This is a genomic window from Streptomyces sp. HUAS MG91 (assembly GCF_040529335.1).
GTDB classification, from domain to species: domain Bacteria; phylum Actinomycetota; class Actinomycetes; order Streptomycetales; family Streptomycetaceae; genus Streptomyces; species Streptomyces tabacisoli.
Genome location: NZ_CP159534.1, coordinates 7,331,903 through 7,352,410, shown reverse-complemented (window position 1 = coordinate 7,352,410; position 20,508 = coordinate 7,331,903). Strand labels below are relative to the sequence as shown.

At 71.0% G+C, this 20,508-nt stretch carries 20 protein-coding genes; 4 read left to right on the top strand and 16 right to left on the bottom strand.

Annotation, left to right across the window (positions count from 1 at the left end; genetic code table 11):
* Positions 1-3: 3 nt before the first annotated feature.
* The 15 genes from hpnH to ABII15_RS33095 all read right to left on the bottom strand — a co-directional run bounded on the left by hpnH (position 4) and on the right by ABII15_RS33095 (position 15,847).
* Positions 4-1,026 carry an adenosyl-hopene transferase HpnH gene (gene hpnH / locus ABII15_RS33165; protein WP_353945970.1) on the bottom strand — a complete coding sequence of 341 codons (1,023 nt, stop codon included), beginning with the start codon at positions 1,024-1,026 and terminating at the stop codon, positions 4-6.
* A 6-nt stretch (positions 1,027-1,032) separates the two neighbouring features.
* A complete protein-coding gene (locus ABII15_RS33160) occupies positions 1,033-1,692 on the bottom strand; it encodes a 1-hydroxy-2-methyl-2-butenyl 4-diphosphate reductase (RefSeq protein ID WP_353945969.1) in 660 nt (219 codons plus the stop codon).
* Positions 1,692-3,677, bottom strand: a complete 1,986-nt coding sequence (gene shc / locus ABII15_RS33155; protein WP_353945968.1) for a squalene--hopene cyclase — start codon at positions 3,675-3,677, stop codon at positions 1,692-1,694. Before shc ends, ABII15_RS33160 begins: the two co-directional genes overlap by 1 nt.
* A 103-nt stretch (positions 3,678-3,780) precedes the next feature.
* Positions 3,781-4,839 carry a polyprenyl synthetase family protein gene (locus ABII15_RS33150; protein ID WP_353947280.1) on the bottom strand — a complete coding sequence of 353 codons (1,059 nt, stop codon included), beginning with the start codon at positions 4,837-4,839 and terminating at the stop codon, positions 3,781-3,783.
* A gap of 89 nt (positions 4,840-4,928) precedes the next feature.
* Complete coding sequence (gene hpnE / locus ABII15_RS33145; RefSeq protein WP_353945967.1) at positions 4,929-6,341, bottom strand: hydroxysqualene dehydroxylase HpnE; 1,413 nt, start codon at positions 6,339-6,341, stop codon at positions 4,929-4,931.
* Positions 6,338-6,517 carry a hypothetical protein gene (locus ABII15_RS33140; protein WP_353945966.1) on the bottom strand — a complete coding sequence of 60 codons (180 nt, stop codon included), beginning with the start codon at positions 6,515-6,517 and terminating at the stop codon, positions 6,338-6,340. The genes hpnE and ABII15_RS33140 overlap by 4 nt, the downstream gene beginning before the upstream one ends.
* Entirely contained in the window at positions 6,517-7,479 is a 963-nt protein-coding gene (gene hpnD, locus ABII15_RS33135; RefSeq protein WP_353945965.1) for a presqualene diphosphate synthase HpnD, read from the bottom strand. Before hpnD ends, ABII15_RS33140 begins: the two co-directional genes overlap by 1 nt.
* Positions 7,476-8,378 carry a squalene synthase HpnC gene (gene hpnC, locus ABII15_RS33130; protein ID WP_353945964.1) on the bottom strand — a complete coding sequence of 301 codons (903 nt, stop codon included), beginning with the start codon at positions 8,376-8,378 and terminating at the stop codon, positions 7,476-7,478. Before hpnC ends, hpnD begins: the two co-directional genes overlap by 4 nt.
* A 439-nt stretch (positions 8,379-8,817) precedes the next feature.
* Complete coding sequence (locus ABII15_RS33125) at positions 8,818-9,603, bottom strand: ABC transporter ATP-binding protein (protein ID WP_353945963.1); 786 nt, start codon at positions 9,601-9,603, stop codon at positions 8,818-8,820.
* Positions 9,596-10,543 (bottom strand): ABC transporter permease, encoded by a 948-nt coding sequence (locus tag ABII15_RS33120; protein ID WP_353945962.1) that lies wholly within the window; start codon positions 10,541-10,543, stop codon positions 9,596-9,598. Before ABII15_RS33120 ends, ABII15_RS33125 begins: the two co-directional genes overlap by 8 nt.
* A gap of 95 nt (positions 10,544-10,638) precedes the next feature.
* The gene (locus ABII15_RS33115) at positions 10,639-11,484 is read right to left on the bottom strand and encodes a glycosyltransferase family 2 protein (RefSeq protein WP_353947279.1); all 846 of its coding nucleotides are present in this window, start codon (positions 11,482-11,484) and stop codon (positions 10,639-10,641) included.
* 44 nt (positions 11,485-11,528) lie between these two features.
* Positions 11,529-12,308, bottom strand: a complete 780-nt coding sequence (locus ABII15_RS33110; protein WP_353945961.1) for a CDP-alcohol phosphatidyltransferase family protein — start codon at positions 12,306-12,308, stop codon at positions 11,529-11,531.
* Positions 12,286-13,353 (bottom strand): iron-containing alcohol dehydrogenase family protein, encoded by a 1,068-nt coding sequence (locus ABII15_RS33105; protein WP_353945960.1) that lies wholly within the window; start codon positions 13,351-13,353, stop codon positions 12,286-12,288. Before ABII15_RS33105 ends, ABII15_RS33110 begins: the two co-directional genes overlap by 23 nt.
* Positions 13,341-14,093: a phosphocholine cytidylyltransferase family protein gene (locus ABII15_RS33100; protein WP_353945959.1), complete on the bottom strand. Its 753-nt coding sequence runs from the start codon at positions 14,091-14,093 to the stop codon at positions 13,341-13,343. The genes ABII15_RS33105 and ABII15_RS33100 overlap by 13 nt, the downstream gene beginning before the upstream one ends.
* On the bottom strand, positions 14,090-15,847 hold the full coding sequence (locus tag ABII15_RS33095) for a DUF5941 domain-containing protein (RefSeq protein WP_353947278.1): 1,758 nt from the start codon (positions 15,845-15,847) through the stop codon (positions 14,090-14,092). The genes ABII15_RS33100 and ABII15_RS33095 overlap by 4 nt, the downstream gene beginning before the upstream one ends.
* Before the next feature lie 276 nt (positions 15,848-16,123).
* On the opposite strand from ABII15_RS33095, the gene galE reads away from it, so the two are divergent.
* From galE to idi, 3 genes are all read left to right on the top strand, one after another.
* Positions 16,124-17,116, top strand: coding sequence for a UDP-glucose 4-epimerase GalE (gene galE, locus ABII15_RS33090; protein ID WP_353945958.1), 993 nt, complete (start codon positions 16,124-16,126; stop codon positions 17,114-17,116).
* 170 nt (positions 17,117-17,286) lie between these two features.
* A complete protein-coding gene (locus ABII15_RS33085; RefSeq protein WP_353945957.1) occupies positions 17,287-18,222 on the top strand; it encodes a cation diffusion facilitator family transporter in 936 nt (311 codons plus the stop codon).
* A gap of 115 nt (positions 18,223-18,337) precedes the next feature.
* Entirely contained in the window at positions 18,338-18,931 is a 594-nt protein-coding gene (gene idi / locus ABII15_RS33080) for an isopentenyl-diphosphate Delta-isomerase (protein WP_353945956.1), read from the top strand.
* Between the two features lie 3 nt (positions 18,932-18,934).
* On the opposite strand, the gene ABII15_RS33075 is transcribed toward idi, so the two are convergent.
* The gene (locus ABII15_RS33075) at positions 18,935-19,408 is read right to left on the bottom strand and encodes an ATP-binding protein (protein WP_353947277.1); all 474 of its coding nucleotides are present in this window, start codon (positions 19,406-19,408) and stop codon (positions 18,935-18,937) included.
* A 243-nt stretch (positions 19,409-19,651) separates the two neighbouring features.
* Between ABII15_RS33075 and ABII15_RS33070 the strand changes: the two genes are divergently transcribed.
* On the top strand, positions 19,652-20,407 hold the full coding sequence (locus tag ABII15_RS33070; RefSeq protein WP_353945955.1) for an enoyl-CoA hydratase/isomerase family protein: 756 nt from the start codon (positions 19,652-19,654) through the stop codon (positions 20,405-20,407).
* The last annotated feature ends 101 nt before the right edge of the window (positions 20,408-20,508 follow it).

Sequence of the window (20,508 nt, the reverse complement as noted above, 5' to 3'; positions counted from 1 at the left end):
CGCTCACCCACGATTCCCGGCGACGGTCTCGGACATGGCGCGGATGGACTCCTTCAGCGACCCCATCGTGGCGAGCACGGCCGTCGGCTCGTAGCCGCAGTGCGCCATGCAGTTGGCGCAGCGCGGGTCCTTGCCCCGCCCGTACGCCTCCCAGTCGGTGTCCTCGATCAGCTGCCGGTACGACGGCACGTACCCGTCGCTCATCAGGTAGCAGGGCTTCTGCCACCCGAAGAGCGAGTAGTTCGGGATCGCCCACGCCGTGCACGGGAAGTCGACCTTGCCCTCCAGGAAGTCCAGGAAGAGCGGCGAGTGGTTGAGCCGCCAGCGCCGGCGGTTGCCGCCCGCGAACGCCTTCTTGAACAGCTCCCGGGTCTGGGTGACGCCGAGGAAGTGCTCCTGGTCGGGCGCCTTCTCGTAGGCGTAGGCGGGCGAGATCATCATCTCGTCGACCTTGAGGTCGTCGTTGAGGTAGTTCATCACCTCGATGATGTTCTGCGGGGTGTCGGTGTTGAAGAAGGTCGAGTTCGTGGTGACCCGGAAGCCGCGCCGCTTGGCCTCCTTGATCGCCTCGACCGCCTCGTCGAAGACGCCTTCCTTGGCGACGGACTCGTCGTGACGCTCGCGCATCCCGTCGATGTGCACCGTGAAGGCGAAGAACGGCGACGGCTTGAACTTGTCCATCTTCTTGCGCATCAGCAGCGCGTTGGTGCACAGGAAGACGTACTTCTTCCTGGCCACCAACTGACGCACGATCTCATCGATCTGAGGGTGCATCAGCGGCTCGCCGCCGGCGATGGACACCATCGGCGCGCCGGACTCCAGCACGGCGCCGACGGCCTGCGCGACGGGCATGCGCTGCTTGAGCACGCCCGCCGGGTGCTGGATCTTGCCGCAGCCCTCGCACTTCAGGTTGCAGGCGTACAGCGGTTCCAGTTCGACAATGAGCGGGAACTTGTCCCGCTTGCGGATCTTCTGTTCAGCGAGATACGTCGCAACCTTGATGGACTGACGCAGTGGCATGGCCATCTGGGCTCACCTCCGAGGGAGCAGCAAAGAACGGTGCCATTCGAAAAAAGCGGGAAGGACGGCACGAAGGACGCGGAAAGCAGATAGTCCACCGCGGACCGTGCCGATCCTGACGAGTTCGTGTTCCGGGGCGTCGACGACCACCCGGACGGCCGCAACCGGACGCTCACCGGCCCCGACCGCCGTGCGCAGGGTGGCCGCCGACTCCATGTCGACGGCGATCGCGCCGGTGGCCAGCAGGTCACCGCGCTCGTGACCGCGCACGACATGGTCGGAACCGGTGAGCGGCCCGGTGTGCACGGTCCGTCCGGGCACGGCCTTCACGAGTTCCTTCACCAGCAGATCCGTGTTCACGCACGGGGTGCTGCCGTGCGTGTCGCGGGTCTCCTGGGCCACGACGAGGTCGCCGGGATGCATGCCGGGCGCGAGCCCGGCACAGAACCCGGTGGCGATCACCGCGGCCTCGCGCAGCGCCGCGTCGCCGAGGGCGCGCGCCGTCGCGCGCTCGGCGGCGCCCGGACCCATGCCCGTGCGCAGCACGGTCACGGGAGCGCTCGCACCGGCCCGGCTGCCGGTGCGCAGGGCGACGTGCTCGATGCCCAGCGCGCAGGCGACGAGCAGCGCCGCGGTGTCCGGTGGGCGCACGGCCACCGGGTTGTCGCTCATCAGGCGTCCTTGAACGGCTCGCCGTGGACGTACCGGCCGAGCGCGGTCAGCGGGAAGACCTGCCGGTACAGGTGGTAGTTGATCGAGAAGTCCCAGGGGAAGCCGGTGCCGGTGAAGTACGGCTCGTCCCAGGTGCCGTCCTCGGTCTGGGTCTCGGCGAGGAAGGTGATGCCCCGCTCGACGGCCTTGGAGTCCCGCTCGCCGGCCGACAGCAGCGCCATCAGCGCCCAGGCGGTCTGCGAGGCGGTGGAGACGCCGTGTCCCTTCCATTCCTCGTACCGGTACGAGCGCAGGTCCTCGCCCCAGCCGCCGTCCTCGTTCTGGACCGATTCGAGCCAGTCGACCGCGCGGCGGATCGCGGGGTGCGCGGCGGGCATCCCGGCGGCGGTCAGCGCGGGCAGCACCGACCCGGTGCCGTAGATGTAGTTGACGCCCCAGCGGCCGAACCAGGCGCCGTTCTCCTCCTGTTCGGCGAGCAGCCACTCGATACCGCGGCGGGTGCCCGGATCGTGCGAGCGTCCCTCGACGGCGAGCATCTCGACGACGTGCCCGGTGACGTCGGCGGACGGCGGGTCGATGACCTCGCCGAAGTCGCAGAACGGCAGCCGGTTGGGGAACGGGCTGGTGTTGTCGACGTCGAAGGCGCCCCACGCCCCGTTCTTCGACTGCATCCCGAGGTTCCAGCGCACGCCGCGCTCGATGGCCCGCTCGATGCGCGCGGTGTCGGGGTGCGTCACGCGGCGCAGCGCGAGCACGACCTCCGCGGTGTCGTCGATGTCCGGGTAGTTGTCGTTGTGGAACTCGAAGGCCCAGCCGCCGGGTTCGAGGGCCGGCTTGCGCACCGACCAGTCGCCGGGCCGGTCGATCTGTTCGTCGAGCATCCAGGTGGCGGCCCTGACGAGCGCCGGGTGGTCGCCGGGCAGTCCGGCGTCGGCGAGCGCGATGGTGGCCAGACAGGTGTCCCAGACGGGCGACTGGCAGGCCTCGATCATGCGGGCGCCGTCCTCGCGCCACACCGTGAACCGGTCGAGGGAGGCGAGTCCGGCTTTCAGTACGGGGTGGTCGAGGTCGTAGCCGAGCAGGTGCAGGGCGATGACGGAGTAGACCGCGGGCGGCTGGATGCCGCCCCAGCAGCCGTCGTTCTCCTGGCGCTCGATGATCCAGCGGGCCGCCGAGTTCATGGCGGACTTGCGCAGCTTCTTGAGGGCCACCTTGTGGTAGCCGTGCATGATCTTGTCGAGCCGCTGGAAGGCGCCGTCCCAACTCGCCACCGGGGCGAGGGGCTTGGCCGGATTCGGGTCGCGTGCGTCGGTGTGCAGCTCGTCCAGCGCGAAGGGCGCGGGCCGCACCGGGCGCTTCGCGGACACGATGGTGAGGGGCACGATGGTCTGCCGCGCCCAGCACCCGAAGTCGTAGATGTTGAGCGGCATCCACTTCGGGAAGTAGATGAGCTCCGGCGGGAGTTCGGGGAGGTCGTCCCACTTCCACCAGCCGAACAGGGCCAGCCAGATCCGGGTGAAGACGCGGCTCGCGGCGATGCCGCCGCGCTCGCGCACCCATGCGGAGGCCCGCGCCATGTGCGGGGCGTCCGGGGAGTCGCCCGCGAGGCGCAGGGCGACGTACGCCTCGATGGTGGTGGAGAGTTCGCCGGGTCCGCCGTAGAAGGTGGCCCAGGTGCCGTCCTCCCGCTGCTCGCCACGGATGAAGAGCGCGGCGGCGTCGGTGGTGGCCTGGTCCCGGATGCCCAGGAACTGCCTCAGCAGCAGGTCCTCGGCGTCCATCGTCACGTTGGTGTCGAGGTCACCCTTCCACCACCCCTGGGCGTCCTGCCGGGCGAGCAGGAAGTCCGTGGCGCGCTGTATGGCTCGGGTGGCGGCTTGGTGGGTCCCGGCCGCCTCGGGGGTCGTGTCGGACGATGGGGCAGTGGTGGCCGAGGATGCTTCGGGAGCTGCCGCTCCGGTGCTTCCGTCGGTCGTCGCTGTCATGGCTATCCCTTCGTGCAGTGGCTCATCTCTGCTGGGTAACCGTCGGCCGATGCCCTGGCGGGACACCGGCCGGCGACTGCGAGTCATATGCGGCCGATAGTGATCATCTCTTTCGTACGACGACGAAGTCGGCGAGCGCCGCGAACTGGGCGCGCACCGTGGCGGGCATCTGGACGGTGTCCAGGGCTTCGAGGGCGATCTTGTGCTGGCGCCGGGCCTCGTCGGCGGTCCACTGCCGTCCGCCGGCCTCCTCGATGAGGGCGGCCCGGGCGGCGAACTCCGCCTCCGAGAAGTTGTCGAAGTCGTTGTTCTTGGCGTCCGCGGCGAGGAGCTCGCCCAGCCGCTCGGAGGCCGGGCCGCCCGCGGCGAGCGCGGCGACGACCGGCAGCGACTTCTTGCGCTGGCGCAGGTCGCTCCAGGTCTGCTTGCCCGTCGACTCGGGGTCGCCCCAGATGCCGAGCAGGTCGTCGACGGCCTGGAAGGCCAGGCCCAGGTGGTAGCCGTACTTCTCCAGCGCGTCGGCGGTGACGTCGTCGGCGCCGCCGAGGACCGCGCCGATGGAGGAGGCGCAGGCGAGCAGGGCGCCCGTCTTGTTGCCCTCCATCTCCAGGCACTCCTCGACGCTGACCCGCTCGCGGTGCTCGTAGGAGATGTCCTGCGCCTGTCCGTCGATCAGGGCGCGGGTGGCGGTGGTGAGGCGGCGGGTGGCGCGTCCGGCGTCCACCGAGGCGATCTCCAGGAGCACCTCGTTGCCGAGGGCGAACAGCGCGTCGCCGACGAGGATCGCCTGCGCGGGGCCGTGCACCTTCCAGACGGTGTCGCGGTGGCGGCGCTGCTCGTCGCCGTCCATGAGGTCGTCGTGCAGCAGCGAGAAGTTGTGGACCAGCTCGACCGCGACGGCACCGGGGACGCCCACCTCGGGGGCGGCACCGGCGGCCTGCGCGGAGAGCACGGCGAGCGCGGGGCGCACGGCCTTGCCGCCGTCGCCGTCGGCGGGGTTGCCCGCGGCGTCGATCCAGCCGAAGTGGTAGGCGGCGACGGTGTTCATGGGCGGCGCGAGGCGGTCCACGGCCTTCTTCAGCACTGGCGTGGCCAGGGTTCGGCCGCGCTCGAGAAGCGCGGTCACGTCCACCGCGTCGGCAGCCTCTTCGGCCGAGGGCACAGGTGGCACAGTCTCTCCTTGATGTGGCGTTCCAGCCGTTGTCGACGGTTCGGCCGTCGTGGGTGTTTCTACCGAGGGAATGTCGAGGCTCACGCCGCCTCCCGGAACAGATGGCCACGGGGGCGGCCCTGTGCGACGAGGGCCGCGTCCGCGGCGCCGACCCCGCTGCGAACTGCGCCTTCCATCGTCGCGGGCCATCCGGTGGCGGTCCATGCACCGGCCAAGTAGAGACCGGGGACACGGGTGCGCGCGGCGGGCCGGAGGGCGCCCGTGCCCGGGGTGGGCGCGAAGGTGGCGGTGCGCTCCCGGGTCACGAAGAAGTCGAGGACCTGCGCGCCGCGCGCCGCCGGGAGCAGCCGCTCCAGTTCCGGCAGGTAGCGCTCGCGCAGCGTGGCGACGGGCTCGTCGATGTCGTCCTGGGCGGCGGACTGGGAGACGGCCAGATACTGCCCCTCGGTGAGCCCGGACGCCTCGGTGCGGTCGAAGACCCACTGCACCGGGGAGCCCAGCGCGGTGAAGAAGGGACGTTTGAGCACCTTGCGGTCGTACACCACGTGCAGGTTCAGGATCGGCGCGGTGCCGATGTCCAGCAGCCGCCCGGGGTCGTCGAGCGCGCCGTCCGGCAGCAGGTCGTGCGTCTCGCGCTGAGGCACGGCGAGGACCACGGTGTCGGCCGTGAGGATCTGGCCGGAACTGTCGGGTCCCTCGGGAACCTCCACCGCCCAACGTCCGTTCTCCGTACGGGAGATGGAGGTGACCCGTGTACGGAGTCCGATGGTCACACCCGCGGAGTCGAGCGCCTTGCGGGCCAGTGTGTCGTGGAGTTCGCCGAGGGGCACCCGGGCCCAGCCGATGTCGGCGGCACCGGGATCGGACAGCAGCCCGGTCTTGAACACCATGGCGGCCAGCGCGAGCGAGCACTCGCCCGCCACCGCGTTCAGGGTCGCGACCCCGACCAGGTCCCACAGCGCCTCCACGGCCCGCGCCGACTGGCCGTGCTCGGCAAGCCAGGAGCCGAAGTCCCGCTCGTCGAGTGCCGGGTCGTCGAGATCCAGGCCCTTGAGGGCGAGCGCGGCCCGTCCGACGTTGGCCCGCTCGGCCAGGGACAGATGCGGGTACGTGGCCAGGCTCTTGGCCAGATGCAGCGGCACGGGCAGCGCCGTCCGCCGCAGCCGCCCGAGCCGATTGCGGTCCGCGTCGAGAACGGGCACGTCGAGACGATCCTGCAGCGGCGCGAGGTCCGTGGCGTCGATGCGGTCGAGGAACCAGCGGTAGGCGGAGCAGCAGCGCAGGTACACGTGCTGGCCGTTGTCGACGGTCAGGTCGCCGCGCTTGAAGGAGAAGGCGAGCCCGCCGAGCCGGGGGCGGCCTTCCAGGAGCGTGACGTCCATGCCGCCGTCGGCGAGGGCGAGCGCGGCGGTGATCCCCGCGAGCCCGCCGCCGACGACCACCGCGACGGGCTGTCGCGACTCGTCGGACGACGCCTCTGCGTGGCTGCTCATGCGCCCTCCCCCTCGGTGCTTCTGATGGTGCGTACGGCCAGCGTGCGACGGGTTTCGGCGGATGTGACGACGACGCGGCCGGCCGTTGCATGCAGGGACGCCGCGCCGCCGCGGAGGGTTGCCCGCCGCTTCACGTTCGCCGTGCTGTCGAGCACACCGCGCACCACCGTGCCCATCAGACGCGCCTCCTGAGAGCGGCGCGGGACGACGCGCGGGAGACGGTCCGCGCGTCGAGCCCGGACAGTCCGCGCACGGCGACGTACGCCTTCTCGTGCCCGGGCAGCGAGACCCGGCCGCGCAGTACGGCCTCCGGCTCGCGCTCGATGCGGTCGAGCAGGCGCCGGTAGATACCGGCCATCGCGGCGACACAGGCACCGGAGCGCCGGTCGAGCAGGGGCAGCAGCCGGTATCCCTCGGCGAACAGGGCGCGGGCGCGCCGCACCTCGAAGTGCACGAGCCCGGCGAAGTCCGAACCGGCGGGCGGCACCGCGGAGTCGAATCCGGCCGAGCAGCCGAACTTGGCGAGGTCGTCGGCGGGCAGGTAGGTGCGCCCGTCGGCGGCGTCCTCGCGGACGTCCCGCAGGATGTTCGTCAGCTGGAGGGCGAGTCCGAGCGTGTCGGCGTACTCCGCCGCGCGCTCGGCGCCCCGCGCCCCCGGCTCGGTCCCGAACACGCCGAGGGAGACCCGTCCGATGGCGCCGGCGACGCACCGGCAGTACACCTTCAGGTCGTCCCAGGTCTCGTAGGTCTCGCCGCGCAGGTCCATCAGGACGCCGTCGATGAGCTCGTCGAGCCCGCCGAGCGGGATCGGGAAGCGGCGCGCGGCGTGCGCGAGGGCGACGGCCACCGGGTCGGTGTCGTCCTCCTCGACCTCGCCCGCCCGCACCCGGGCGAGCAGGGCCCGGGTGTCGTCGAGCCGCTCGGCCTTGACGTCGGGCGGCAGCGTGCCGTCGCCGATGTCGTCGACGCGGCGCGAGAACGCGTACACCGCCGACATGGCCCGCCGCTTCGCGGTCGGCAGCAGCCGGATGCCGTAGGCGAAGTTGCGTGCCTGTTGTCCGGTGACGGTCTCGCAGTAGCCGTATGCGGCGAGCACCGGTGCCGACACGTGCTGGTCAGACTCCACGGCCTTGCTCACCCCTCTCCTCGCAGAGTCGCTCCCACCTCGCGCAGCAGCCGGAGCTTGGTGGGCTTCGGTGGTCCAGGTAGGACGTCGTACTTCGCGGCGGTGATCGCGTGGACCGCCGCCTTCCCCCCTGCCACGAAACCGGCCAGCAGCAGCTTCAGCCTGCCGTGGACGCTACCCACCAGGGGGGTGCCTTCATTCAAGAGCCGCAGGGCGCGATCCGCTTCGTGAGCGACCAGCGCGCGCACCGATGCGCCCGCGCTGGGTGCGGCGAGATCCGCTTCCTGGACGTGGAACTGTTTCATGTCCTCGGCAGGCAGGTAGATGCGGTCGCGGCCGAGGTCCTCGGCCACGTCCTGGAGGTGTTCGACGATCTGCAGTCCGGTGCAGACCGCGTCCGAGCGGCGGACGCGCTCGGGGGTCGAGGTGCCGGTGATGGCGAGTACGAGGCGGCCCACGGGGTTGGCGGACAGCTCACAGTAGGCGAGCAGGTCGTCGTAGGTCTCGTAGCGCGTGACGAGCTGGTCCTGGCGGTTGGCCTGGAGCAGGCCGAGGAACGGCTCGGGGGTCAGGGAGCGGCGCCGGACGGTGGGCTGCAGGGCGGCCAGCAGCGGGTGGTTCGGAGTGCCGTCGAAGACCTTGTGGAGGTCGGTCTCCAGGGCGTCCAGCATCGCGAGCCGGTCGTCCGCCCGTTCGGGTGAGACTCCGAGGAGGCGGGCGTCGGCGCCGCCGGGCGCGAGGTCCCCGTCGCCGATGTCGTCGACCAGGCGCGCGTACCCGTACACGGCCATCAGGTCGTCGCGCCAGGCGCGCGGCAGGAAGGCCGGGGCCACCGGGAAGTTCTCGTCGGCGGCCTTGTCGAGGGTGGCGTCCGTCGTGGAGTCCGGGCGCACACGGGAGGATGGGCTCACCGGGTGCGGTCCGCTTCCGGAACGACGGCGAAAGCCTCGTGGACCTGGAGAGTTTCCGTAGCCATTGCCGTCACATCTCCCGTTCTACACTGCGGACCCAATACATCCCATTTCGGACACGCCGCCCGGCCGTCCGCACGGTTGCCCCACCCCCCGAAGAGCCGGAAGGCCGTGCATTATCGCCCCACTTGCCGCGATTCGGCACCGGTACAGCTTACGTTGTACAACGACGGCCGCGACGGCGGGGTGTTCTGCACATCACAACAACACACCGATTGGCGCCAAGATTCCCTGGCGGCACGGAAGTTGACCTCTCCTTGACCATGATCGGGAATTAGATGCCCGATACAGCCATTCGGGGCGGTCACATCGGTTCACATCGAAGGCCCCACCGTCATGAGCCGGTGGGGCCTGAGGACGCGCGACGCGGGTCCGCGGGTTACTTGCCCGTGAACTTCTCGTACTCCTTGAGTACCTCGGCCGTCGGGCCGTCCATACGCAGTTCCCCGCGCTCCAGCCACAGGACGCGGTCGCAGGTGTCGCGGATGGACTTGTTGTTGTGGCTGACGAGGAAGACCGTGCCGGCCTCCTTGCGCAGCTCGCGGATGCGGGCCTCGGAGCGCTTCTGGAACTTGCGGTCGCCGGTGGCCAGGGCCTCGTCGATCATGAGGACGTCGTGGTCCTTGGCGGCGGCGATGGAGAAGCGCAGGCGGGCCGCCATGCCGGACGAGTACGTCCGCATCGGCAGGGTGATGAAGTCGCCCTTCTCGTTGATGCCCGAGAAGTCGACGATCTCCTGATAGCGCGACCTGATCTCGTCGCGCGACATGCCCATCGCGAGTCCGCCGAGAATGACGTTGCGCTCGCCCGTCAGATCGTTCATCAGAGCCGCGTTCACACCGAGCAGCGAGGGCTGGCCGTCGGTGTAGACCTTGCCCTTCTCGGCGGGGAGCAGGCCCGCGATGGCGCGCAGCAGCGTCGACTTGCCCGAGCCGTTCGAGCCGATCAGGCCGATCGCCTCGCCGCGGTAGGAGGTGAAGGAGACGCCGCGCACCGCGTGCACCTTGCGCACTCCGCGCTCCTCGCCGCGCTTGAGTATCCGGCTCAGCGCGGAGGTGGCGCTGCCCTTGCCCGTCCTGGCGCCGTTGACGCGGTAGACGATGTGCAGTTCATCGGCGATGACCGTGGGGATCCGGGCATCGGCGGTCCTGTCGAGATCAGCCACGGCCGTACCGCTCCTCTGCCTTCCAGAAGTAGATGAAGCCGGCCACACCGATCACGACGGCCCACCCGGCGGCGAAGGCCCACACGTGCGGAGGCAGGTAGGTCTTGGCGTCGTACCCGTCCCCGCTCATGAAGGCGAAGCGGATGAGGTCCATGTAGATGGCCGCGGGGTTCCACTGGAGCACGTCGTCGAGCCAGCTGGGGACGTTCTCCTTGCCCGCCAGCATCGCCGGGATGCTGAACATGACGCCGGACGCGTACATCCACGTGCGCATGATGAAGGGCATCAGCTGCGCCAGGTCGGGCGTCTTGCTGCCCATCCGGGCGAAGATCAGTGCGAGGCCCATGTTGAAGCCGAACTGGAGCACCAGCGCGGGCAGCACCAGGATCCACGACAGCGCCGGCATGACGCCGAACCCCAGCATGATCAGGACGAGCACGATCATGGAGAACAGCAGCTGCTGGAGCTGCTGGAGCGCGAAGGAGATCGGCAGCGAGGCGCGCGGGAAGTGCAGCGCCCTGACCAGGCCGAGGTTCCCGGAGATCGCGCGGACGCCGGCCATGACCGAGCTCTGCGTGAAGGTGAAGACGAAGACGCCCGTCACCAGGAACGGTACGTAGATGTCTTCCGGGATGCCCCTCTTCGCGCCGAGCAGCAGGCCGAAGATGAAGAAGTAGACCGCCGCGTTCAGCAGCGGGGTCGCCACCTGCCAGACCTGGCCGAGCTTGGCCTGGCTGTACTGGGCGGTCAGCTTCGCCTGGGAGAAGGCGACGATGAAGTGCCGTCGGCCCCACAGCTGGCGTACGTACTCGCTCAGACCGGGGCGGGCACCGCTGACGGACAAGCCGTACTTGGCGGCGAGCTCGGCAGGGGAGAGCCCGTCGTCGGGTGACGGGGACGCGCTCACCGCGACACCGCCGTCATGCGTTGTCTCACTCACAGAAGGGAACTTTCGTCTACAAAAGCGCAGCCCGGTCGGGCATCGGCACAAGCAGAGGACATGTTTCGCCCCGCATGCTCTCAGAACAGAGCTTGTCAGATCACGGGAGGTCGGCCCAGTCGGGTCAGCCGCCACACCGTGCGCCACTTCATGGGGCGCCGCGGGCCGCAGGGACTGGTCCAGCCCTCCTTGAATCCGCCGAACCAGGCCTTGAGGGCGGGGCCCGAGGGACGGCGGGCCAGGGTGAGGAGCAGCCAGACACCCAGATAGACCGGGATCAGGGGCGCGGGCAGGTTGCGGCGGGCGAGCCAGACCCGGTTGCGGGCCACCATGCGGTGGTACACAGCGTGCCGGGACGGGGCCGTCGTCGGGTGGTGCAGCACCATGTCGGCGCGGTAGTCGATCAGCCAGCCCGCGTCGAGGGCCCGCCAGGCGAGGTCGGTCTCCTCGTGGGCGTAGAAGAACTCGCCGGGCAGCCCGCCGACCTCGGCGATGACCTGCGTGCGGCAGGCGTTCGCGCCGCCGAGGAAGGTCGTCACGCGCGAGGAGCGCATCGGGTCGGCCGCGCGCAGCCGCGGGACGTGGCGGCGCTGGGTCTCCCCGGTGTCCGGGTCGGCGATCCGGAAGCTGACGATGCCGAGCTCCGGGTCGGCGGCGAAGGCCTCGCGGCACTTCTGCGCGGTGTCGGTGAGCGGCAGCAGGCCGTCGTCGTCCAGGAACATCAGGATGTCGACGTCGCCGCCGGCGGGGCCGAACGCCTCGATGCCGACGTTGCGGCCGCCGGGGATGCCCAGGTTCTCGGGCAGCTCCACGGTCCGTACGCCCTCGGGGACCTCCGGGACCGGCGAGCCGTTGCCGACCACGACCACCTCGACCGGGTCGCCGTCCTGCTTGGCGACCGAGTCGAGGAGCGCCCGCAGCTCGGCCGGGCGGTTGCCCATGGTGATGATCACCGCGCCAACCTTCAGCGGGTGTGCCGACGGGCTCACTTCAGCCTGCTCGAAGCGAGGATCGACACGAGGTGGAGCAGGGTCTGGAGGAGCGCGATGCCCGCCAGGACGGCCACACCCAGGCGCGAGAAGAACAGGTCGCCGCGGATCTGGTCGACGATCGCGAGGACCAGGATGAGCAGCGTCGCCTCGATGCCGAGGATGAGACGGTGGAACTTGAACGCGGCGGCGGCCCTGCGGGCAAGCGCCATGCCGGAGGAGCGCATCTCGGACGCGGACTCCTTGACCTGCTCCTTACCGCCGGCCGCGCGGGCCAGGCCGACGAGGTCCGTCTCGGCCTTGATCAGGATCGCGCCGAGCGCGGCGAGCGTGCCGAGGAAGGCCCACAGCCAGTCGATCCGGCCGGTGCCCCACAGGTCGGCGGCGCGCAGGCCGAAGCCGACGAGGACGGCGGCGTCGGTGAGGTAGGCGCCGACGCGGTCCATCCAGACACCCGTGAGCGAGTACTGCTTGCGCCAGCGGGCGATCTCGCCGTCCACGCAGTCGAGCAGCAGGTACAGCTGGACCGCGATCACGCCGAGGACCGCGCCCCAGATGCCCGGGACGAGCAGCGCGGGGGCGGCCAGCACACCGCAGACGGTCATCAGGTAGGTCAGCTGGTTGGGCGAGACCTTGGTGTTCACCAGATGGCGGTCGACACGCAGCGAGATCTCGCGCATGTAGAGCCGGCCCATCCAGTGCTCACCGCTCCGGCGGTCCTTCACCCCGGCGGGGTGGACGACCGGGCGGAGGTCAGCTACCGATGGCTTTTGCATAGTCGGCGTAAGCGTCCCTGATCTGGTCGGTGGACAGGTCGAGGTGTTCGAGGATCGTGTAGCGGCCCGGACGGGTCTGCGGAGCGAACTCCACGACCTTCACGAACTCCTCCACGGTGAAGCCGATCTCCTCGGGCAGCACGGGCAGCCCGTGGCGGCGCAGCACCTCGGTCATGTAGACGGACTCCGCGTGGGCACCGCGCAGGTGCATCGCGAAGGCCGCGCCCAGACCGCACTGCTCGCCGTGGCTGGCGGCGCGCTTGGGGTAGAGGAGGTCGAAGGCGTGGTTGATCTCGTGGCAGGCGCCGGACGCCGGCCGTGAGTCGCCCGACACCGACATGGCGATCCCGGTCATGACCAGGCCCTCGGCGAGCACCTGGAGGAAACTGTCGTCGCCGATGCCGCCGGGGTGGCGCATGACCGCCTCGCCGGCCTGGCGGGCCATGGCGGCGGCCAGGCCGTCGATGTCCTCGCCGCGCTCGCGGGCGGCGAGCTCCCAGTCCGCGACCGCGGAGATGTTCGACAGGGCGTCGCCGATGCCGGAGCGCACGAAGCGGACCGGGGCCTCACGGATGATGTCGAGGTCGATGACGACGGCGATCGGGTTCGGCACGCCGTAGCTGCCGCGGCCCGCGTCGTTGTCGAGGGTCGCGACCGGCGAGCACAGGCCGTCGTGCGACAGGTTCGTCGCGACGGCGACCAGCGGCAGACCGACCCGGGCCGCGGCGAACTTGCCGCAGTCGATGATCTTGCCGCCGCCGAGACCGACGATGGCGTCGAAGCGCCCCGCCTTCTTGATGTCGTCGGCGAGCTTGACGGCGTCGTCGAGCGTGCCGCCGCCGACCTCGAACCACTCGGCCGTGGGCAGCGAGGGCTCCAGGCGGGCCCGCAGGGCGGCGCCCGAGCCACCGCTGATCGCGATGGCCAGGCACCCCTGCGACGACGAGATCCTCTGGTCGGCGAGGACCGCGGCCAGGTCGTTGAGCGCCCCCGGCCGGATGTCGACGACGACCGGCGAGGGAATCAGCCTCGTCAGTACTGGCACGCGATCTCCCGTGCCTTGGCGAGGTCGTCGTGGTTGTCGATCTCGACCCAGCTGACGTCGCCGATGGGCGCGACGTCGACCTTGAAGCCGCGGTTGACGAGCTCCTGGTAGCCGTCCTCGTAGTACAGCTGCGGGTCGCGCTCGTACGTGGCCTTCAGGGCGTCGGCCAGCTCGTCGGCGGCCTCGCCCTCGATGAGGGTGACGCCGATGTACTCGCCGGTGGCCTCGGCCGGGTCCATCAGCTTCGTGATCTTCTGGACGCCCGCCTCGGGGTCGGCGACGACCTTCATCTCCTCGTCGCCGAGGTTCTTCACGGTGTCCAGGGCGAGGATGATCTTCTTGCCGTCGCCGCGGGCGGCGAGCAGCGTCTTCTCGACGGAGACCGGGTGCACGGTGTCGCCGTTGGCGAGGATCACCGTGTGCTTGATGGCGTCACGGCCGCACCACAGGGAGTAGGCGTTGTTCCACTTCTCGGCGACGTCGTTCTCGATCAGCGTCAGCTTCAGGCCGTACTTCGCCTCGAGGGCCGCCTTGCGCTCGTAGACGACCTCCTTGCGGTAGCCGACGATGATGCCGACCTCGGTGAGGCCGATCTCCGCGAAGTTCTTCAGGGTGAGGTCGAGGACGGAGAGCTCGTTCTCGGTTCCCTCGCCCACGACGGGCACGAGCGCCTTGGGAAGCGTCTCGGTGTAGGGGCGGAGCCGGCTGCCGGCGCCGGCGGCCAGGACGAGGCCGATCATGCGGGTTCTCCTTCATCGTGTACGGCGGGTGCTCCAGCAGAGACCCAGAAGCGGATGCTCTCGGCGAGCACCACGAGTGCCACGAGCACGGCGAGGGCCGTGAGCGCGACGGTGAAATCTGTGGACGTGAGCAGGGCGGCCACCGCTGTGACCACCAGCGTGCGGCCCTCGTGCCCGCCGATCGCCCGCACGAGCCAGCGCGGGGGTGCTCCGGCGTCGCCACGGATGCGGTACACCGTGTCGTAGTGATGGTAGGCGACCGCCGCCACCAGTCCGAAAGCCGCGGGCAATGCTCCGTTCACGTCCGCGCGGGCCGCGAGGACCAGGATCGTCAGGTACTCGGAGGCCCGGAAAATGGGGGGAACGAGCCAGTCGAGGGCGCCCTTGAGCGGGCGGGCGACGGCGAGTCCGGACGTGACGCAGTACACGGCAGCGGCCAGCACGGGCCAGCCGCTGCCGAAGCCGGTGAAAGCGCTCGTCGTGACGACGGCCGCGCCGCCGAGCGCGGCGACGACGGGGGCCGCGGCGCCCTTGCCGACCCGGGCGATCGCCTGCGCGAGCGGGCCGGAGTCGGCGAGCTCGGCCAGGGCCTCGGCGGCGCGGTCGGTGCGGCGGGCCTTGCGGGTCAGCGAGCGCAGGAGGCGGCCCGCGGTGGTGTAGCAGGCGGCGAGCGCGCAGCCCACGAGCAGGACCCAGAAGGTGATGCGCGGGGTGGTGAGCGCGGTGAAGATCGCGATGAGGGCCCAGCGCTCGCCGATCGGCAGCACTATCATCCGGCGCACCCAGACCGTCCAGCCGACGCTGTCGAGCTTGTCGGAGAGGGCGGCGGTGGGGCTCGTGTTGGCGTCGGCGTCGTGGTTCGCCTCGTTGAAGGAGAAGTCGACGACGTGGCGGCAGGTCTGGAGGACCATCGCGCCGAGCGCCAGGGCCCACACGTCGTCGCCGTTCGCGTTCGCCGCGCCGAGCGCGAGGCCCGCGTAGTAGGCGTACTCCTTGGCGCGGTCGAAGGTCGCGTCCAGCCAGGCGCCGAGCGTCGAGTACTGCAGCGAGTAGCGGGCGAGCTGCCCGTCGGTGCAGTCCAGGACGAAGGAGAAGAGGAGCAGCAGGCCCGCCGCGACGAAGCCGGGGCGGGTGCCGGTGGCCGCGCAGCCGGCCGCGATCAGCGCGGTGAGCAGCGACGCGGTGGTGACCTGGTTCGGGGTCAGGCCGCGGCGGGCGCACCAGCGCGCGATGTAGCGGGAGTAGGGGCTGACGCAGTGCGTGGTGAAGAACCCGTCCCGCGCCTTGACGGCGGTGCGCAGCCGGATCGCCTCGTCGTCGACGGCGGCGACGCGCTGGCGGGCCTCGTTGCGGGCCTGCGGGTCGTGCGGCACGGCGGCGACGAGTTCACCGAGGACGGGGCGGTGCACCGGGGTGCCGGCCGCCTCCAGGCTCTTGGCGACGGCGTCGGGGGCGATGCCGTTCTCCGTGACGGCCCGGTTCAGCGCCTGGCGGGCGGCGGGCTGCGCGGAGACGGCGCCGGGGACGGCCGAGGCGGCGAAGCGGGGGTCGGTGAGGCCGAGGCGCAGGGCGTGGACATGGCCCACGAAGCCCGCGTCGACGACCGCGACCCGCTGGTCGCCGGGGACGGCCGCGAGCGCCGCTCGGGCGTCCGCCGCGTCCGGGGCGAGCCGCACGTCGAAGCCGAGTTCCCGCAGTTCGCCCTCCAGGGACGACCCGGGAACCGGCTGACCGGTGACGATGGCGGTCGACAGACGAACTCACTCCTTGGGTGCCGACGCGAGCGCGCCGGGCTCATGCACGAAGGGGGCGCCCCGCACCCTTGCACCCCAGTTCGACGGGGCTGGGCCGGGCGGCATGTCGGCAGAGGCTATCGGATGATCTGAAGCAGGCGTTCACCGCCCGTTCACGGCCCGATTGGCCCCTGTCCCACGCGATCCGCGTTGCCGAGACCGCTCCGTCATCATTGTCGATCAAGGCCCCGGGTCACAAACCCGGGCCGGGGCGTGACCGGCTTAGGGTGGTGCGTCATGACATGGCTGATCACCGGCGGAGCCGGATACATCGGGGCACACGTCGCACGGGCGATGGCCGCGGCGGGCGAGCGCGTGGTCGTGCTCGACAACGTGACGTCGGGGGTGCCCGACCGGTTGCCGCAGGAAATCCCGCTGGTGCGCGGCTCGGCGACGGACGCGGAGCTGGTGGCCCGGGTGTGCGCCGAGCACGAGGTGACCGGTGTCGTGCACCTGGCCGCGCACAAGCAGGTCGGCGAGTCGGTCGAGCGGCCGGAGCTGTACTACCGGGAGAACGTCGGCGGGCTCGCCACCCTTCTGGAGGCGGTCGCCGCGGCGGGTGTGCGCCGGTTCGTGTTCTCCTCGTCGGCCGCCGTCTACGGCAACCCGGACATCCCGGTCTCGGACCTGATCACCGAGGCGACGCCGTGCGCGCCGGTGAACCCGTACGGCGAGACGAAGCTCGCGGGCGAGTGGCTGGTGCGGGCGGCCGGGCACGCGCACGGGATGGCGACGGCCTGCCTGCGCTACTTCAACGTCGCGGGCGCCGCCGAGCCCGCGCTCGCCGACGTCGGTGTGTTCAACGTGATCCCGATGGTCTTCGACCGGCTCACGCGGGGCGAGGCGCCGCGGATCTTCGGTGACGACTATCCGACGGCGGACGGCACCTGCGTGCGCGACTACATCCATGTCGCCGACCTCGCCGAGGCGCATCTGTCGGCGGTGCGGCGGCTCTCCAGGGCGGACGCGAGCGGCGATCTGACCCTGAACATCGGCACGGGCCAGGGTGTTTCCGTCCGCGAACTGGTCGACGTGATCGCCGAGGTGACCGGTGACCACAGGCCGGCGCTCGTGGAGCCGCGCCGACCCGGGGACGCGCCGCGCGCGGTGGGGTCGTCGGCGCTGGCCGAGAAGGAGCTGGGCTGGTCGGCCTCGCACAGCGTGCGCGAGATGGTCGAGTCGGCCTGGGCCGGCTGGTGTCTGCGGCACCCCGAGGCCCGTACCGACTGATCGCGCCCTTGCTCGGCGACGCCCGCCGAGAACCGTATCCGCGCAGGTCACAGCAGATGACAACGGTGTTCAGTGCAGTGTTTGCGGATACCCCCCACCCGTAGTTCACTGTGATCGCCGCCCCGGTGCGGGGCGGCTCGGCGGGCCGATGCGGAGGGCGGTGCGGTTCCATGGGTGCCGGACACGATCACGGGCACGGCCACGGGGCCGCGACGGGGACGGCGGCGGCCGCCCACCGGGGCCGGCTGCGGATCGCGCTCGCCATCACGGTGACCGTGATGGTGGTGGAGATCGTCGGTGGCCTCGTGGCCGACTCGCTCGCCCTGATCGCGGACGCGGCCCACATGGCGACGGACGCGCTGGGGCTCGCGATGGCCCTGCTGGCGATCCACTTCGCGAACCGCCCGGCCGGCGAGCAGCGCACGTTCGGGTACGCCCGCGCGGAGATCCTGGCCGCGCTCGCCAACTGTCTGCTGCTCCTGGGGGTGGGCGGCTACGTCCTGGTCGAGGCCGTCCAGCGCTTCATGGAGCCGGCCGAGACCGCGGGCGGTACGACGATCGTCTACGCCCTGATCGGTCTGGTCGCGAACATGATCTCGCTCTCCCTGCTGGTGAAGGGTCAGCGGGAGAGCCTGAACGTGCGGGGCGCCTTCCTGGAGGTCGCCGCGGACGCCCTCGGCTCCGTCGCGGTGCTCGTCTCCGCGACGGTCATCCTCACCACGGGCTGGCAGGCCGCCGACCCGATCGCGTCGCTGGTCATCGGCCTCATGATCGTGCCGCGTACGGTCAAGCTGCTGCGGGAGACCCTGGACGTGCTGCTGGAGTCGGCGCCCAAGGGCGTCGACATGGCACAGGTCAGGGAGCACATCCTGGCCCTGCCCGGGGTGGAGGACGTGCACGATCTGCACGCCTGGACCATCACCTCCGGCATGCCGGTGCTCTCCGCGCACGTGGTCGTCTCCTCGGACGCGCTCGGCACCCTCGGGAACGAGAAGATGCTGCACGCCCTCCAGGACTGCCTGGGCGGCCATTTCGACGTCGAGCACTGCACGTTCCAACTGGAGCCCGGCGGTCACGCGGAGCACGAGGCCAGGCTGTGTCATTGATCACGCCGGGCGACACGGGCGTCTGATGTGCGAGACATGCGGGACGCGGCGCGGAACGTGACGGTCTGTCGCGTACGGCAGACTTGGGGCCAGAGGACCGAAGCGAAGGATGGGTATGCCGACCACACCTGCCACCGCGGCGAACAACGCGTCGAACGGCACCGGAGAAGCGATCTTGCTCGAACTCGTCGACGAGGACGGCAGGACGATCGGCACGGCGGAGAAGCTCGCCGCGCACCAGGCGCCGGGGCAGCTGCACAGAGCCTTCTCGGTCTTCCTCTTCGACGAGCAGGGGCGGCTGCTGCTCCAGCAGCGGGCGCTCGGCAAGTACCACTCCCCCGGCGTGTGGTCGAACACCTGCTGCGGCCACCCGTACCCGGGCGAGGCGCCGTTCGCGGCGGCCGCCCGGCGCACCTTCGAGGAGCTGGGTGTCTCGCCGTCGCTGATGGCCGAGGCCGGCACCGTGCGCTACAACCACCCGGACCCCGATTCGGGCCTGGTGGAGCAGGAGTTCAACCACCTTTTCGTGGGAATGGTGCAGGCCCCGCTGGACCCGGACCCGGAGGAGGTCGGGCAGACCGCGTTCGTGACCGCCGGGGAGCTGGCCGAGCGGCACGCCAAGGACCCGTTCTCGTCGTGGTTCATGACCGTGCTCGACGCCGCACGCCCGGCGGTCAGGGAGCTGACGGGTCCCTCCGCGGGCTGGTGAGGCTCAGACCTGCGGCGGTTTGAGGGGCAGGGCGGCCCAGATCACCTTGCCCCCGCTCGCGGTGTGCTCGACGTCGCAGACGCCGCCCGCCTCCGCGGTGATCTCCCGTACGAGGAGCAGCCCACGGCCACCGGTCTGCCCGCTGGTGGCCTCCAGGGCCGTGGGGCGGTAGGGGTGGTCGTCCTCCACGGAGACCCGCACCCACTCCGCGCCGACGGCGACCTCGACGGCCAGCATCGGGGAGAGCAGGGCGGCGTGCTTGACCGCGTTGGTCACCAGCTCGGACACGATCACGAGCAGCCCGTGCACCAGATCGTCCGGCGCGGGCACGCCCTGCCGTGCGAGCAGTTCACGCACCGCCCGCCGGGCCTGCGGTACCGACGCGTCGACCGCCTGCGCCGTGAACCGCCACACCCCCTCGTACGGCAACGGCCCGCCCGCGGCTTGCTCGGGGGGCGCGCTCCCGTGGTCGTTCATCGTCCGGTCCCCGCCCTTGCGCTCGATTGTCACCACGCTTCGAGTGTTGAGAATCCGCTGGTCCGGACCGCCGGACTGACCAGAAGTCAGCGACTATCGGCGGAATTTGACCGTCGTCGCATGACAGCGGCCGATGTGTGACCGATCTCGTCCCGGTTGTTCCTCTTACGGGTGCTCTTCAGTTTGAAGTACGGGAGGTGCCGGGCGGCAGGGGCCCCGGACGGGCTGGATAGCATCCGCCGCATGTCCCCTGCACCGTCCCTCACGCACACGGTGACCGACGCGGTCGCCACCGTCGTCATCGACCACCCGGCCCGGCGCAACGCCATGACCGACACCATGTGGGCCGCGCTGCCGCCGCTGCTCGACGCCCTGGCGGCGGACCCGGCCGTCCGTGTCCTCGTCCTGACCGGCGCCGGGGACACCTTCTGCGCCGGGGCCGACATCTCCACGCTCGGCGGGGACGCGGGCGCCGCGCAGGAACGGGCCGTCGCCGCCGAGGAGGCCCTGGCCGCCTTCCCGAAGCCGACGCTCGCGGCGGTCCGCGGCTACTGCGTGGGCGGCGGCTGTCAGCTGGCGGCCGCCTGCGACCTGCGGTTCGCCGCCGAGGACGCGCTGTTCGGGGTGACCCCTGCGAAGCTCGGGATCGTCTACCCGGCGTCGTCGACGCGGCGGCTGGCCTCGCTGGTGGGCCCGGCGACAGCCAAGTACCTGCTGTTCTCCGGCGAGTTGATCGGCACCGGGCGGGCGCTGCGCACGGGCCTGGTCGACGAGGTGCTGCCCGGGGCGGAACTCGACCGGCGCGTCGCCGAGTTCACGCGCGTCCTGGTGGGCCGGTCCCAGCTGACGCAGGCGGCCGCCAAGGAGTTCGCGGCGGGCCGCACCGACCGGGACGCGTACTGGGCGGAGCAGGCGCGCGGCAGCGGCGACACCGCGGAGGGCGTCACCGCGTTCCTGGAGCGCCGGGCGGCCCGGTTCAGCTGGACCGCGACGCCCTGAGGCGGTGCGCGGAGGGCCGCGACGACGTTCTCCCCGCCTTTTCCGCACTCGTCGGCTCCCCTGTGTTCCCACCCGTACCGACCGGTCGGTAACGTGCTGGC

Bases quoted from the DNA above. Each gene is read 5' to 3' on its own strand.
- hpnH (WP_353945970.1), bottom strand. From the start codon at position 1,026: ATGGCCATGCCACTGCGTCAGTCCATCAAGGTTGCGACGTATCTCGCT.
- ABII15_RS33160 (WP_353945969.1), bottom strand. From the start codon at position 1,692: ATGAGCGACAACCCGGTGGCCGTGCGCCCACCGGACACCGCGGCGCTG.
- shc (WP_353945968.1), bottom strand. From the start codon at position 3,677: ATGACAGCGACGACCGACGGAAGCACCGGAGCGGCAGCTCCCGAAGCA.
- hpnE (WP_353945967.1), bottom strand. From the start codon at position 6,341: ATGAGCAGCCACGCAGAGGCGTCGTCCGACGAGTCGCGACAGCCCGTC.
- ABII15_RS33140 (WP_353945966.1), bottom strand. From the start codon at position 6,517: ATGGGCACGGTGGTGCGCGGTGTGCTCGACAGCACGGCGAACGTGAAG.
- ABII15_RS33115 (WP_353947279.1), bottom strand. From the start codon at position 11,484: ATGGGCAACCGCCCGGCCGAGCTGCGGGCGCTCCTCGACTCGGTCGCC.
- ABII15_RS33110 (WP_353945961.1), bottom strand. From the start codon at position 12,308: ATGCAAAAGCCATCGGTAGCTGACCTCCGCCCGGTCGTCCACCCCGCC.
- ABII15_RS33100 (WP_353945959.1), bottom strand. From the start codon at position 14,093: ATGATCGGCCTCGTCCTGGCCGCCGGCGCCGGCAGCCGGCTCCGCCCC.
- galE (WP_353945958.1), top strand. From the start codon at position 16,124: ATGACATGGCTGATCACCGGCGGAGCCGGATACATCGGGGCACACGTC.
- ABII15_RS33085 (WP_353945957.1), top strand. From the start codon at position 17,287: ATGGGTGCCGGACACGATCACGGGCACGGCCACGGGGCCGCGACGGGG.
- idi (WP_353945956.1), top strand. From the start codon at position 18,338: ATGCCGACCACACCTGCCACCGCGGCGAACAACGCGTCGAACGGCACC.
- ABII15_RS33075 (WP_353947277.1), bottom strand. From the start codon at position 19,408: ATGAACGACCACGGGAGCGCGCCCCCCGAGCAAGCCGCGGGCGGGCCG.
- ABII15_RS33070 (WP_353945955.1), top strand. From the start codon at position 19,652: ATGTCCCCTGCACCGTCCCTCACGCACACGGTGACCGACGCGGTCGCC.